This window comes from Bacteroidales bacterium (assembly GCA_016707785.1).
Lineage (GTDB): Bacteria > Bacteroidota > Bacteroidia > Bacteroidales > UBA4417 > UBA4417.
In genome coordinates, this window is record JADJGZ010000015.1 from 112,106 (window position 1) to 126,548 (window position 14,443).

Below are 14,443 nucleotides of genomic sequence, written 5' to 3' on the forward strand. Positions count from 1 at the left end.
TTGAAAATTGATATTATTTCTTAAGCATAGCGATTTGTTCTTCCAAAGAAATTCTTTGATTGCCTGGTTTTTCCTGAATATGAGAGCATGCATACTCACTTATGGCAGTAATTGTCAGACTGGGATTCACCCCGAGATTGCAAGGGATTACTGAACTGTCAAGGATGTACATCTCAGGGTACTGATGTACATGAAAATGATGGTCCACAACTCCTGAATCGGAGGATACACCCATTGGACAGCCACCAATAATATGAGCTGTAGTTGCCATGTTGAATAATGATTCTGCAATACTATTCATTGCAGTAGCACCGGTTTCTTTGGAGAGGCGGTGAAGGATATCCTGACCTTCAGGAATGAAAGCAGGCACTCTTTTATTATCCTTATGAAACCTGATTCCACCGCCCAACAGGTTCCTTCTCCAGATCATTTTCATAGCACTATCAGTTGTCTGCATGACCAAAAGAACGATTGAATTTTTGCACCAGCGAGGCATAAAGAGCAATCGGAGGAATTTGACAGGATGTTGAATGGTAAGGAAAAGTTGTTTCCAGGCCCTGACAGATGGTGAAGGGTCTTCACATGCGAATCCGCTTAAATGTGTTACGGATCCCGATTGATCATTAAATTTGACCAGTTCAATATGGGTATTCGGAGTAGGGCTGAAAATGGAGGTAATCGCCGGACCATTATTCAATTTCCTGTCTGCATTAACAATACCACTTATGGATTGGGAGTTTGTCCTGATCTGGTGTCCAAGTAATGGAGACAGCAGGGGAAGAGTTTTGAACTTGTATTTTTGTTTTAGCAGCAGTTCCAGGGTGCCTAAAACGCCTGCACTGACAATAATTCCTTTGCTGCGATAGATATTTGTCCTGAATCTGTTGAATGGTGAGGCTGTGTGGATAGAATATTGATTTTCTGAAAATTCAATTTTTATTGCTTTGGTTTCAGGAAGAATCTTAACTCCATTTTTCTCAGCAAAGAAAAGGTAATTCTTGTCCAGTGAATTTTTGGCATTTTCATGGCAACCTGTCATGCAGCCTGCGCAACCATTGCAACTATTGCGCAATGGACCCAGGCCTTCGAAATATGGATCTTTGGGCGAATTGGTCTCTTCCAGGTTTATACCTACATTAATAGTTGAAAAGGTATCTTCCTTTCCCAATGATTGTGCGATTTTAAGCAGAGCAAGATCTTCATCAGCCATCTTGTTATAAGGGACACTTCCCAACATTTTGGAAGCTTTTTTGAAGAAAGGTTGAAGAGATGAGCACCAATCCTGACCTTCGATCCATCCTTTATCTTTGAACACAGTTGGGGAAGGCTCCATCAGAGCGTTGGCATAAACCAGGCTACCACCGCCAACACCGGTGCCACTGAGAATAAACATTTGTCTGAAGAAACTCAGTTGTAGTATCCCTTTAAATTTCAGGGAAGGAATCCACAAGAATTTTTTCAGGTTCCAATCAGATTTTGGGAAATCCTTGCTTTCAAACCGTTTTCCTTTTTCTATAACCAAAACCTTATAGCCTTTCTCTGAAAGTCGCATAGCGGCAACACTTCCACCAAAACCAGAACCTATGATGATATAATCAAAAAAGTCGGTATGCATGATACAATCCTGATATTATCCAAATATAAGCAATAAAAAAAGCCCTGGAAAGGGCTTTTATAAATATTGTAATGTACCTGTTAATTATCGGTATTCATCATTACGAGAACTCAGACCATTTGAAGGTCTGGCTATTCAAACGTTAAAAAGTGCATTTACGATAGGATCATTTTTACTGGTCCTGTCATCAATTCTTTTATCCATCATAATAGGATAAACGCACTCATCAATCAGGGCCTGGCTTGTTCTTGTAGTAACTTTATAGGTCCTGCCTGCGGAAGAAGTGGTTTCATAATTGAAATCCCAGCCTAACACCATAACACGGGTACCTAATCCGTTGATTTTGCGAATAAGGGGAACATAATCGGTATCTCCGGCAATCAGAACTACAACATCAAATTTTTTCAATGTAGTAAGTTCATATGTTTCCAGTGAAAACCAAACATCTATTCCTTTTTCCTCTGCTTCACCGGTACGTGAATCAACCAAAAGAGGGTAATTGTGTGTTACAATGCCTTCATACATAAAAATGTCATCAATCCTGCGCTCATTCGTCATTTGAGTGAGGCGGTATGTGTCGTCAGGGTACTTTTTCTCGAGCTGACTAGTAGAATATCGGCCTCTAAACCAATGGATTTCTACTACCTGGCAGTATCTTTTATCGCAGCCTTCAAGCTTAGATACTTCATCGCGCAGAAATTCTGCCAGCCCGTTGAAATTAATAGTGCTTTTCCTTTCGTGATGATAACGATAATAGGAATTTACTTTCAGAAAGAAAGTTCCATCGATAAACATCGCGACTTTTTTAATTTTCTCTTCCATGGATTATTTGTAAATTAAAATTAGTTGCAAAACACTGCACCTACGAACAAAACAATAAAGGGTTTGAATATGTTCGCCCACCAGACGCAAAGTGTTTAAAATACATATAACTAGACGTTGAATTAATGCAGATGTAATTAAAATAATAAATGAACTCTAGAAACATTTAATTCAAACTGAGTACAAATATATGACAACTATTCAATAACTAATATTTTTTAGTAATTATTGTGAGGACAATTTGATGATTTCCTTATTTCATGATTCTTAATATGTTAACATTGGAATCCTATTTATAGGCTATTTGAATAATTTAGAAATGGGTAAGGATTTAGAGTTATTATACACGTTTCTAATGCTAAAACTAAAATAGGGTCATTCCCTTTTTAATCTCTCTGTTTTCTTGTTTTAGATATGGGTTGTTAACTTGTGAACAATTTCTTAACATATATATTGTGTTACTTCATATTTCCTACATTTGACGCATTAAATCGGTGTTTTATCCATGAAAATACTACTTGAAAATTAAAAGACTAACTCTTTCTGGAAGATTGAATTTTCTAATCATAAAGTCATCCTGGTGGGGGAAATGACTTATAAGAATCAAAATATTGACAGATGAAAGAATCCTTTGATCCTATTAAAAATTACGAATCAACCCGTATAGAAACCGGATTTGTACCACGACAGCAAGCAACCCAGGAAACCTATGACCGGATTGGGTTCATGTCGGGTCTTGAAGTACACCAGCAGCTGAATACCTCAGAGAAATTGTTTTGTCGCTGCCCGGCAGGGGTGTATCAGAAACCTGATCAATTTGATGCAGAAGTGATCAGGCATATGCGACCAACCTTAAGTGAATTGGGTGAGTATGACGGAACGGCATTGATGGAATTTAAGACAAGGAAAAATATTGTCTATCGTTTGAAAAATGAGACTACATGTACTTATGAAGTGGATGACACCCCACCTTTTGGCTTAAATCGAGAGGCTCTTGCCATTGCAATTGAAATTTCGCTTGTTTCAAAGCTGAATATTGTCGGTGAAGTGCATATTACCAGGAAGCAATACCTGGATGGAAGTATCCCAACCGGCTTTCAAAGGACTGCTATTATTGGAGTAGAGGGTGAGATTCCATTAAAGAACAAAAAAATACGACTGATTCAATTAAGCCTTGAGGAGGATTCCTGCAGGGAAGTCAGTGATATAGGTCATACCCGTGTTTACCGCACGGATAGGCTGGGTATGCCTTTAATTGAAACAGTGACCTATCCGGACATGGTAAATCCGGAAGAGGTAAAAGAAGCCTGTGATTATATACGTTTTCTGAACAGAAGTACAGGGAAAGTCCGGACTGGCATAGGGGCAGGGCGTCAAGATGTGAATGTGAGTTGCCGGGGTGGATCGAGGGTGGAAATTAAAGGAGTTGCTCATACAAAATGGATACCGGCTTTAACCCATATTGAATGTTTCAGGCAATGGTCTTTACTGGCTATCAGGGAGAAGTTACTTGCCAGAGTTTCAGATCCTTCAACCTGGAAGATCAGGTATGAATACTTTGATTATGACCTTTTGAAAACTAATTATGATCCTATTCGTAAGACGAAAGAGAATAAGTACAAGTTAGCAGCTATCGTATTGCCAAAATTCAAGGGTATTCTTTCTCATTTTACTCAACCTGGAAAGATGTTCGCAGATGAACTAAGTGAACGGTTGAAAGTAATTGCCTGTATTGAAAAGCCTCATATGGCTCATTCCGAAGAATTACAGCCCGTCCTGAGTTCCTGTGACTGGGATAAATTGATTCATTTTATAAAGCCATCCGATGATGATGCTGTATTAATCATATGGGGGCCGGCAGAAGATATGCCTACTGCTCTGGATGTAATCGAAGAAAGATGTATTATGGCTTTTAAAGGGGTTCCGAATGAAACAAGGAAATCGTTTGAGAATGGATCAACAATTTTTGAAAGAGTACTGCCTGGTGCCGACAGAATGTATCCGGATACTGATTCTGCTCCCATTCCATTAGAAAATAGTTTCATCGAAAGTCTTGGACAGAATATTCCAAAGGAAATTATTGACAGATACCATCAACTGATGGAATGGAAAATTCCGGAAGATACTCATACTTATATTTTTAAGAAGAATCTATATCCACTCATTGAAAGGATTATCCTTGAGTTGGAAATTGATCCTTCCTTTGTTGGCAAACTCTTCGGCCATTCACTGAAATGGGTGGAAGGCCACTTCAAGCCGGCAGCTGAATTCGACTATAAAGTAATTTATGCCTTATTAAGGTTCCTTAAAAAGGAAAGCCACGATTATTCAATTGCCAAACGAATGCTGCCACTGGTTTATCAGTATCCAAAGATGGATTTTGATTCAGTATTGACAAGTATCAAATTCAAAAAGGTTACCAGGGAGCAGGTTCTTTCACAAGTACCTTTCCTGAAGAAGAAATTTGCTGAAATCAGGATTTCAAAGGGTGATCACGTGGAGAATAACTGGATCATCGGACAAATAAGGAAGAGTGCCGAAGGGAATATGTCTCTTTCAGTAATTGCAGCAGAAATTAAAGAGATGAAATAATTATTTAGGATTCAAGGATATGACAGAAGATATTTTCCAGGGATACAAAGGACTGGCACTTGACGTGCTCAAACAGTTCAATGTCAGGGTATGGAGCCAATGTACAGTTGAAACTTCCAGGGGGACCTTTGTGGGAACAATTCTTCCCAGGGCAGAGAATGACGATGACAAACATATCGTCATGAAAATTCCCACCGGTTATAATGTGGGACTGGATATAGAAACTATCCATTCCATGAAGGAAACCGGTTATAAAAAGGCTAATTATAAGATTCCGGAAAAGGAATTTCCATACACCCAGGGATTACCCAAAGTGAAATTAATCGGAACAGGAGGCACCATCGCATCTCGTCTCGATTACAGGACAGGAGCAGTAATTCCTGCTTTCTCACCTGGTGAATTATATGGGGCTGTTCCTGAACTCGCCAGTATCTGTAACCTTACCACAGAGAAGATTTTTGCTGTATTCAGCGAAAATATGGCACCTGATAATTATAAAAAGCTGGCGGTTGCTATCGGAAAAGAAATTGAAGCAGGAGTAGAGGGGATTGTCATCGGACACGGAACAGATACCCTTCATCACACTGCTGCAGCGCTTACCTTCATGGTTCAAAACTCCCCTGTCCCCATTGTTCTTGTTGGATCACAGCGCTCGAGTGACAGGCCCAGTTCTGATGCCGCCTTAAACCTGATGCATGCTTGTACGGCAGCTGGACATGGGGATATTGCAGAAGTGATGGTCTGCATGTTCGGGCCTACCTCTGATGAATATGGTTTCCTGCACAGGGGAACACGCGTGAGAAAAATGCATTCCAGTTACAGGTCAACTTTCCGCACAATAGGTGATACACCATTAGCTACCATTACCAGGGCAGGTGTTGTGCCAATTAAACCAATTTATAACCACCGCCGGAAAGATCGTAAGGCTAAAATTCTTCCTTATTTTGAAGAAAAGGTTGCCATTGTATATTATTACCCGAATATGCAGCCAGATATCATAGATTCATTGGTCCAAAACGGGTATAAAGGAATTGTTATCGCAGGTACAGGCCTGGGACATGTTAATAAGCCAATCTACCCTGCAATAGAGCGAGCTTCGAAAGCAGGTGTCGCTATTTATATGACTGTTCAGACTCTTTGGGGTTATGTTCATATGTTTGTGTATGACACAGGTCGCGATCTCATGGCTAAAGGCATTATCCCTGCTGAAAATATGTTGCCTGAAGTTGCTTATATAAAACTTGGTTGGGCATTAGGCCAGACAAACGATCTTGAAGAAGTTAAAAGACTGATGCTAACTCCTATCAATGATGAGATAACTCCACGTGAACCCTATAATGGATATCTTGTTTACCAGGGCGGAGTGAAGGAAGTAGAGGATTTTATCAAAAGGGTAAGGAAGTAATTTGATCGTAGCTTTATAATTAGTATTATGTGGAACCATCAATTTCCCGGCAGGAATTTGAAAGATCTTTAATCATGATTAATTGATACATTCCCGATGCCACTTGTAAGAATTGAAATTGAGAAAGGATTTGATTCCGCTTATAGAAAAGCATTGCTTAATGCGGTTCACAATGCTCTTGTACAATGTATCGGTATTCCTGATCATGATCGGAGGCAAAGACTGATTGAATATGAAGCAGAGAATTTTGAACATTCCGGTCGCAGCCAACAGTATACCATCATTGAAATAACCATGTTTAAAGGCCGGTCATTTGAAGCAAAGAAAGCATTATACCGGGCTATTGTTGATCAATTAACTCTCAACCCGGGGATTCCGGGGAATGATATTACTATCGTTATTTTTGAACCAGAACTTGAGAATTGGGGTATCAGGGGTGGATTTCCTGCTAATGAAATAGACCTGGGATTTAATATTTTAGTTTAATTATTATTTTATTATTGAATTGGTATTACATCTTGATTGAATCCGGATTAAATATGAATTAAATAACATATTTGATTTCATTGTTAAGATGATTTCAGAATCATTACCTTATTGTAATTATTATTCAAACTCTTATTAACCAATATTTTAATCATGAGAAAATACCTGATTTTTTTCCTGGTTCTGATGATGGCTGCGGGAGCCTTGGCGCAGATGGTCAAGCCTTTTGCTGTTAATTCAACCGGAGGGACTGCCATTATCAGTGGAAATGTGTATGATTGGTCATTTGCTGAGATGGCTTTGACCGAAACCAGTGTTTCCCCAAACATGATTGTAACAGCGGGTTTGTTACAACCTATTGATCCAAATGTTGAGGTACCGGAGCTTCTGGAAACCACGATTTATCTGAATGTTTATCCCAATCCTACAGCTGACCAACTTTACCTGGAAAGTAATTTGAAAGAAGCCGGTCAATTGATGATTCAAATGTATGACCTTACCGGGCGCTTGATAAAAGATCAAACAACAGAAATGGAAGCAGGGAATCAACTGGAAACCATTGCTATGGACCAGTGTACCCCGGGGGAGTATTTACTCAGGGTACTTTTTCTATCTGTTAAGCCTGATTCCAGGTATCAACAGACTTTTAAAATTCAGAAAGTTCAATAGCATTTTAATACTGACAATATGAAAAAAGGAATATTTACTCTGATATTTGGGTTATTCACTGTCGCCATTCTTTGGGCACAGGTGCCACAAAAATTCAATTACCAAGGTTTGGCGCGCAATTCAAGTGGTGCCCCCCTTGTAAGTAAAACTATAAATCTTCGACTGAGTATCCTTGATGGATCAGCATCGGGTCCCGTTGTATTTATGGAAACACAGTTGGTGACTACCAATCAATTTGGTCTTTTTAGCACCGCGGTTGGATCGGGTACCGTGATTATTGGCGGTATTTCATCTATAGCCTGGAGTTCAGGCGATAAATACCTCCGTGTTGAAATGGATCCTGATGGTGGGACTGCCTGGAATAATATCGGGACTACCCAATTATTGAGTGTCCCTTATGCCATGTATGCAATGACACCCGCCGGTCCCCAGGGTCCTGTAGGTCCGACTGGCCCGGCAGGTCCACAAGGTCCGGCAGGTCCGGCAGGTCCAACCGGAGCAACTGGTCCTCAGGGCCCTCCGGGAGCAGGAAGCTTGAGTGGTACAGTCAATAAGATTGTAAAATTCACTAATGCAACTGTTGGTGGGGATTCGCAGATCAGTGATGATGGTACTTATGTTAATGTCGGTTTTTCGACTGCACCTACTATCGGCGCCTATAAGCTGGCATCCAATGGAAATATAAGTATTGTCAATGGGCAGCTGGGTTTGTACAATTCGTCAAATCAATACCAGGGATATCTTTACAGCCCTTCCAATGGTTCCATCCAATTAGGTTTGCCTGCTGCTTCCACCGGCACATTATCATTTCACAACGGTACGAGCCAGGCAATGACTTTATTCAATTCCGGAAAAATTGTAGTAGGCTCTGCCACTCCGAATGCCTCTAAACTGGAAATTCAAGGATCTTCCACCTATGGTAGTTCCCTTGGGTTGAAAAATACAGGTGGTGGAAATGAATGGAGTTTCACGTCCCAGGATAATGGCGACATGAAAATCGTTAAAGTGAATGGCACTACTTTTACACCTGTAACACTCACAGGATCGGGGGCCCTGGGAATCGGAACTACAGCACCTAATAATGGGCTTTTGCATCTCAATGCTCCTTCTGATATTGATTATGAAGGACTCCATTTTACACATCCTGGCTCTGGAACACTTGGGTCAGACGGTTTTCTTGTGGGACCATATACAGTTAATTCCAATGATTTGGTTTTATGGAATTTTGAAGCTGCAGGGATTTTCCTCGGTACATCTTCACAAACCAGGTTATTTATTGACCAATATGGAAAAACCGGAATAGGGAGTACCAGCCCTGATGGACACCTGACAGTTCAAAACGTTGGTTCAGGCCTTGCTTATCCAACCGCACATTTTAAGAATACCAGTGGTACAGGTATTTCCTTGTTTGCAGAGAATTATGGTACAGATGCAACTGCTGTATTTACTAATGCTGCCGGTGTGACAAATCCGGCCATAATGGCTAAATTCTTCGATGGAGGAGCCGGTGACCTTGTAAGAATAGATAATTCGAACCTTGATCAAGGCAGGGTTATCGTTTATGGTGCTAGTTCAGGCACATCTGGTGGTGGTTTCATTTTTGGCAGTGATTCTTATGGTCTTGCTCTTGGAGACATTCCGAACGGGGGAACCACAATTAATACAATTGCTAATGCTGATATGGATGCCTCCAACAATAAGATGTTCACTCCCTGGTTCAATGGGACAATATCATTAGGTAGTGCAAGTTATAAATGGTCAGCAGTTTGGGCTGTGAATGGCACAATCCAAACATCTGATGAAAGAGATAAGGATAATATTCAGCCTATTAACTTTGGGATTGAGCAGGTTATGAAGTTAAACCCGGTAAGTTTCAGATGGAAAAATGATCAGATTCGCATGGGGACAGGCACAAATCTTGGTTTTTTAGCTCAGGAACTCGAAAAAGTGATCCCTGATGCAGTTGTACATGCCACAATACCGGATGAAGAGATAGCCGCGGCAGCCAGGGAAGGAAGAGGGGAAATCTTGATAAGGATATTTATGGTGTGAAATACACTGAACTATTGCCAGTCCTGGTGAAAGCCATTCAGGAGCAGCAGGAACAAATTGAGAAACTTCAAAAGGAAATAGAAGTTCTAAAAAAGTAATATTTTCTTGTTCTGATACAGAACCCTTTTCTCTAAATTACAATAGGGGAAAGGGTTCTTTATGATTGGTCAGATAAGTTTCAATAAAAACATTTATGTTTGTGAATCATTCATTCATCATTAACCCTTATTTCAATCATTATGGCACTCATTCAGCTTATAGATAAAGAAGATGCTTCAGGTCGTGTTGCAGAAATTTATGAAAGTATGCTCAATACAATGGGATTTATCCCAAATGCATTTAAAGTATTCAGCCCGTCAGCCCATGTACTTGATAATCAATTCAAAAACCTTGGGTATTTCATGAGACATAAATCATTAGGCGGGAAGTTACTGGCTTTTATACGTTATCTCGTTTCCGAACAGGAGCAATGCAAATATTGTGTAGGGATGAATTCAGGCATCCTTTTACAATATGGTGTTCTGCCTGATGATCTTGCATCTGTAAGGGAGAATCCTTCACTTGCCCCCTTAGAACAAAAAGAGCTTCAACTCCTGTTGTTTGTTTTAAAAGTAATTCGTGACTCTAATAGTGTTGTTCAGGAAGATGTTGATGCCTTAAAAGAATTAGGTTGGAGTGATGCGGATATTGTAGAGGCAACATACCACGGAACTACTCAGGTGGGTGTGGACAAGATCTTCAATGCATTCAAAATTGATAAAGAACAGTAATTGAGAAATCAATATAAAACTAATCCTGACTAATACATCCTTGAATTATGCAAGCAGTCCTGGTTGCAGGCATTACAATTGTTAACCTTGCCCTGATATCTTATTCAATTGCCATTTTTACTCAAAGCAGGAGTAAAACTTTAGGCAGGAAAGTCCTGGTTTTTCTGAGTATAGGAGTAATCCTTGATATTTCAGCAACCATTTGTATGGTCATAGGATCAGGCAAGTTCCTGACCCTTCATGGCATCATTGGTTATACCTCGCTCAGTGGAATGTTAACTGACACCATTTTTTCATTTTACTACGCAAGAAAATATGGATTAGGGAAAAGAATTCCCGGTCAATTCAACAAATGGTCTATAACAGCCTATCTTTACTGGGTGATCGCCTATATAACAGGTGCATTACTGGTCATGTTAAAATAGACGAAAGAAGTGGCTATTTTTTGATCAGCCGGAAGTCTTCCTTTCTTGCTTTTCCCTTGTCAATGCCTTCTATCCATGCATGAAGGGAGTCATTGGTTGGATGGGTATATACAATGCGCTGAGGAAAGTCGTGAGCCGGGTTTTCAAAAATCATCAGGCTGTCATTCAATGAAGTTAGCCGGAACATCACAGGTTGCCCGCTATTCTGATCAATAAGTGTTGGAATGTAATAGATCTCTCCTCCGGATTCCCTGATTTCCAGTTTTTCCGAAAATACGGTGTCATTTTTCAGTACCATATATCCCTGACCTTTGAATGTATGTTCATCGGTAATATCCCAAATTTCATAATAAAAACTATTGCTATCAGCCTGATGCCATTCTCCGATAATCCAGGAAATTTGTTTCATGCGGATGGGTAGCGAGTCAGGAGAAACTTTTTTACTCTGCGTGTTACATCCAAACCATGAAAACATGAGTACACTGAGAAAAAGTAAATAAAAGTTGAGCGATTTCATACAGAGGAATTATTAATCATTTGGCAAGATGGATATTATGGAGCAATCTGGCAAAACAGGAAGTATCATGACTCATTTCTAAATCAAAAATACAAACTGTTCCTATATGAATGGTTGAAAAGGATGGTTTTGTCAGTATTTTTAAGTTTGATTCATTTATCAATATGGTTTCCTGTTTTTGAAGATTTGCTTTTAATATAGAAATGTAAAGAGTGCGATTCAGTTATCCTGGTACATTCCGATGGGATCGTAAGATGACAGATCGAAAATAGAAACTCACTGAAACCCTTTCTCCAATACCTATGGGAAAGAATTACACCTGTTAATGAATGCGCATTTAAGTAAATAATTGATTGTTTTGTTTTCACACATATTGGATAATATTGTAAATTGCTGTTCATAATCTTATTCCTATGGCAAAAATTGTAGTACTGGGTGCAGGTATCTCAGGTCATACTGCGGCTGCATTCTTAAAAAAGAAACTGGGTCGCAACCATGAGGTAGTGGTTGTGAGTCCATCTGCCTATTATCAATGGATTCCATCAAATATTTGGGTAGGTGTCGGAAAAATGTCAATCGACCAGGTTCGTTTTAAATTGAAACCGGTTTATGATCGTTGGAAAATTGATTTCAAACAAGCCCGGGCAACACAGTTATTCCCTGAAGGGGGTAATGGTTTTAGCAAGCCCTATGTTGAGATCGAGTATACCAATGAAGATCAGAGAGGGACAAAGGAAGTTGTTGAATATGACTATCTTGTAAATGCAACGGGTCCAAAACTGAATTTTGAAGCTACGGAAGGCCTGGGGCCTGGAAAGAACAGCTATTCCGTTTGTTCATGTGATCATGCAGTTGTTACCTGGGAAGCACTGAAGTCTTGTTTTTCCCGAATGGAAAAAGGAGAAAAGCTTAAGTTTCTGATTGGAACAGGGCATCCTGGGGCCACATGCCAGGGAGCTGCATTTGAATATGCGTTAAATGTAGCTCACCAGATTAAAGTCAGGGGTTTACAAGATAAGGCAGAGATCACATGGATTTCGAATGAATATGAACTGGGTGATTTTGGAATGGGAGGAGCCTTCATTAAGAGGGGCGGATATATTACACCTACCAAGGTTTTTAGCGAATCTATCTTTGCTGAATATGGAATTCGATGGATTAAACGAGCTGGTGTAAATAAGGTTGAGCCGGGTATGGCTTATTATGAGACTTTAGAAGGCGAACAGAAATCACAGGCTTTCGATTTTGCCATGCTTATTCCTGCGTTTGCAGGAGCCGGATTAAAAGCTTTCAACAAGAATGGTGAAGAGATTACTTCACTGGTTTTTGCTCCCAGCGGTTTTATGAAAGTGGATGCTGATTACTCAGGTAAGGCATTTGAGGATTGGTCAGTAGATGATTGGCCATCTACCTATCAGAACCCGGCTTTTTCTAATCTTTTTGCAACCGGTATAGCATTTGCACCTCCTCATCAGATATCCAAACCTATGAAGAGTCCGAATGGTACATTAATTACCCCGGCTCCGCCCCGCACCGGCATGCCTTCAGGGGTCATTGGGAAAATTGTTGCGCTGAATATAGTGGAATTGATAAAGGATGGCAGAACAGACTTCAGACATAAGGCTTCTATGGGACGAATGGGAGCTGCATGTGTTGTTTCAGCAGGATATGGGATGATTTCCGGTAATGCTGCAACTATGACTGTTTACCCTATCGTTCCTGACTGGCAAAAATACCCAACCTGGGGAAGAGATTTGAAATATACGGTTGGAGAAGCCGGCCTGGCAGGCCATTGGATTAAAATTTTCCTTCACTATATGTTCATCCACAAGGCAAAAGGATATCCTTTTTGGTGGTTACTTCCTGAATAATTGTTAACCCTGAAATAATTAGAAATGGCAAAGAATATAGTCCGTGGATATTACGATGAATCATATCCACCCTTACCTACGAAAAGTACACGATTCTGGAGGTCAAACCTGCTGTGGCAGCTATGGCGTTTTGTAATTCTAAACATCAAAATTGTCAGAATTATTGTTGGCGGCCATTCCTGAATCCTTTCAGAATAGCCTCTTGCGATTTAAGATGTTATTCCAGATCAGTTTCTGAAATACCAAGGTCTCCTGCAATCCTGGGACGAGTAGGGAAAATAAATATCATAATAGCTAATATCAATGCTGTTAGGATAATCATCCTGATGTTTCCGGTGATCATATAACTAACTATGCAAAAGAATGCTGAGCCTTCCATCAGGGCGGCTCTTATAATCATGGCAGACCTGTATATTTCCATTTTCTCATGAATATGCTTATTGTTGGTCTCCAACAGCTTCTTCTTGAATAAAAATAATCCAATGGGAATAGTAAGCGTGGATAATACTGCAATGATTTGCATAGTATTTTGCTGCTGAGAATCATCTATGATGGCTCCCGATGTTTTTACAACAAAAAAGGATGCAGCAATAAAGAATACAATTCCGGATATCAGGGCGATATAGAGAATCTGTAGTGTTTTGACAGAGGTCGGGATTTGTTCCATGGGTTAATGAGGATATTAAGATATTTGTAAGGTTAGCAAACTTCTCAGGCAATCTTTTGTTGTTATTATAGCAACTTTTCGACTTTCAAACATCCTGAATGGCTAAGATAAGCATTCAACGTACACGACATCTGTCAGGTTATTTTATTCCTTATTCCTTGTACCTAAATGGTCGAAATTATGGCTTGATAAAATCAGGTAGTCGAATGGATTTCGAGCTGGAAGATGGAAACTACTCTTTACAAGCTTCCAGCAAGTTTTCTAATTCTAATGTAGTGAACTTAGAATGTAGCCATGGCAAATTTTTTCATTTAGAATTGGGGTCAGATGTTGATATGTTAGAAAATATTGTCTCAATAGTTAAATATCCGGCTCTTTTAGTTGCTTTATATTTCATTGATAAGCTGGTAAATTGGAATTATTTCCTTTTAGTTTCCATCATCCTGCTCATTATTTATCATCTTGTTGATAAATATTTAAAGAAGCAAAAACCTGAGCAGGAAGCTAAAAACGAGAAGTATTATATTTACCTTCGGGAAATCAAATAGTTTA

The 14,443-nt window shown here is 39.7% G+C and carries 14 protein-coding genes; 10 read left to right on the top strand and 4 right to left on the bottom strand.

From position 1 onward, the window contains the following. Positions 1 to 13: 13 nt before the first annotated feature. Positions 14 to 1,615 (bottom strand): GMC family oxidoreductase, encoded by a 1,602-nt coding sequence (locus IPH84_10280; protein MBK7173596.1) that lies wholly within the window; start codon positions 1,613 to 1,615, stop codon positions 14 to 16. 135 nt (positions 1,616 to 1,750) lie between these two features. After that, positions 1,751 to 2,437 carry an NYN domain-containing protein gene (locus IPH84_10285; protein ID MBK7173597.1) on the bottom strand — a complete coding sequence of 229 codons (687 nt, stop codon included), beginning with the start codon at positions 2,435 to 2,437 and terminating at the stop codon, positions 1,751 to 1,753. Between the two features lie 618 nt (positions 2,438 to 3,055). Between IPH84_10285 and gatE the strand changes: the two genes are divergently transcribed. The 7 genes from gatE to IPH84_10320 all read left to right on the top strand — a co-directional run bounded on the left by gatE (position 3,056) and on the right by IPH84_10320 (position 10,836). Beyond that, positions 3,056 to 5,029: a Glu-tRNA(Gln) amidotransferase subunit GatE gene (gene gatE / locus IPH84_10290; protein MBK7173598.1), complete on the top strand. Its 1,974-nt coding sequence runs from the start codon at positions 3,056 to 3,058 to the stop codon at positions 5,027 to 5,029. 19 nt (positions 5,030 to 5,048) lie between these two features. Beyond that, the gene (gene gatD / locus IPH84_10295; GenBank protein ID MBK7173599.1) at positions 5,049 to 6,434 is read left to right on the top strand and encodes a Glu-tRNA(Gln) amidotransferase subunit GatD; all 1,386 of its coding nucleotides are present in this window, start codon (positions 5,049 to 5,051) and stop codon (positions 6,432 to 6,434) included. 96 nt (positions 6,435 to 6,530) lie between these two features. Then, positions 6,531 to 6,920 (top strand): tautomerase family protein, encoded by a 390-nt coding sequence (locus tag IPH84_10300; protein MBK7173600.1) that lies wholly within the window; start codon positions 6,531 to 6,533, stop codon positions 6,918 to 6,920. 153 nt (positions 6,921 to 7,073) lie between these two features. Further along, positions 7,074 to 7,589, top strand: a complete 516-nt coding sequence (locus IPH84_10305; GenBank protein MBK7173601.1) for a T9SS type A sorting domain-containing protein — start codon at positions 7,074 to 7,076, stop codon at positions 7,587 to 7,589. An 18-nt stretch (positions 7,590 to 7,607) separates the two neighbouring features. After that, a complete protein-coding gene (locus IPH84_10310; GenBank protein MBK7173602.1) occupies positions 7,608 to 9,641 on the top strand; it encodes a tail fiber domain-containing protein in 2,034 nt (677 codons plus the stop codon). A 239-nt stretch (positions 9,642 to 9,880) separates the two neighbouring features. Next, positions 9,881 to 10,411, top strand: a complete 531-nt coding sequence (locus IPH84_10315) for a hypothetical protein (protein ID MBK7173603.1) — start codon at positions 9,881 to 9,883, stop codon at positions 10,409 to 10,411. A 47-nt stretch (positions 10,412 to 10,458) separates the two neighbouring features. Beyond that, positions 10,459 to 10,836, top strand: coding sequence for a hypothetical protein (locus tag IPH84_10320; GenBank protein ID MBK7173604.1), 378 nt, complete (start codon positions 10,459 to 10,461; stop codon positions 10,834 to 10,836). Positions 10,837 to 10,849: 13 nt separating this feature from the next. On the opposite strand, the gene IPH84_10325 is transcribed toward IPH84_10320, so the two are convergent. After that, on the bottom strand, positions 10,850 to 11,245 hold the full coding sequence (locus IPH84_10325; protein MBK7173605.1) for a hypothetical protein: 396 nt from the start codon (positions 11,243 to 11,245) through the stop codon (positions 10,850 to 10,852). A 521-nt stretch (positions 11,246 to 11,766) separates the two neighbouring features. Between IPH84_10325 and IPH84_10330 the strand changes: the two genes are divergently transcribed. Together IPH84_10330 and IPH84_10335 are read left to right on the top strand one after the other, a co-directional pair. Beyond that, positions 11,767 to 13,224 carry an FAD-dependent oxidoreductase gene (locus tag IPH84_10330; protein MBK7173606.1) on the top strand — a complete coding sequence of 486 codons (1,458 nt, stop codon included), beginning with the start codon at positions 11,767 to 11,769 and terminating at the stop codon, positions 13,222 to 13,224. Between the two features lie 24 nt (positions 13,225 to 13,248). Further along, the gene (locus tag IPH84_10335) at positions 13,249 to 13,407 is read left to right on the top strand and encodes a hypothetical protein (protein ID MBK7173607.1); all 159 of its coding nucleotides are present in this window, start codon (positions 13,249 to 13,251) and stop codon (positions 13,405 to 13,407) included. Between the two features lie 34 nt (positions 13,408 to 13,441). Here IPH84_10335 and IPH84_10340 read toward each other — a convergent pair whose 3' ends face one another. Then, positions 13,442 to 13,891 (bottom strand): hypothetical protein, encoded by a 450-nt coding sequence (locus IPH84_10340; GenBank protein MBK7173608.1) that lies wholly within the window; start codon positions 13,889 to 13,891, stop codon positions 13,442 to 13,444. Positions 13,892 to 13,989: 98 nt separating this feature from the next. Here IPH84_10340 and IPH84_10345 point away from each other — a divergent pair, with 98 nt between their 5' ends. Continuing rightward, positions 13,990 to 14,439 (top strand): hypothetical protein, encoded by a 450-nt coding sequence (locus IPH84_10345; protein ID MBK7173609.1) that lies wholly within the window; start codon positions 13,990 to 13,992, stop codon positions 14,437 to 14,439. Positions 14,440 to 14,443 lie beyond the last annotated feature (4 nt).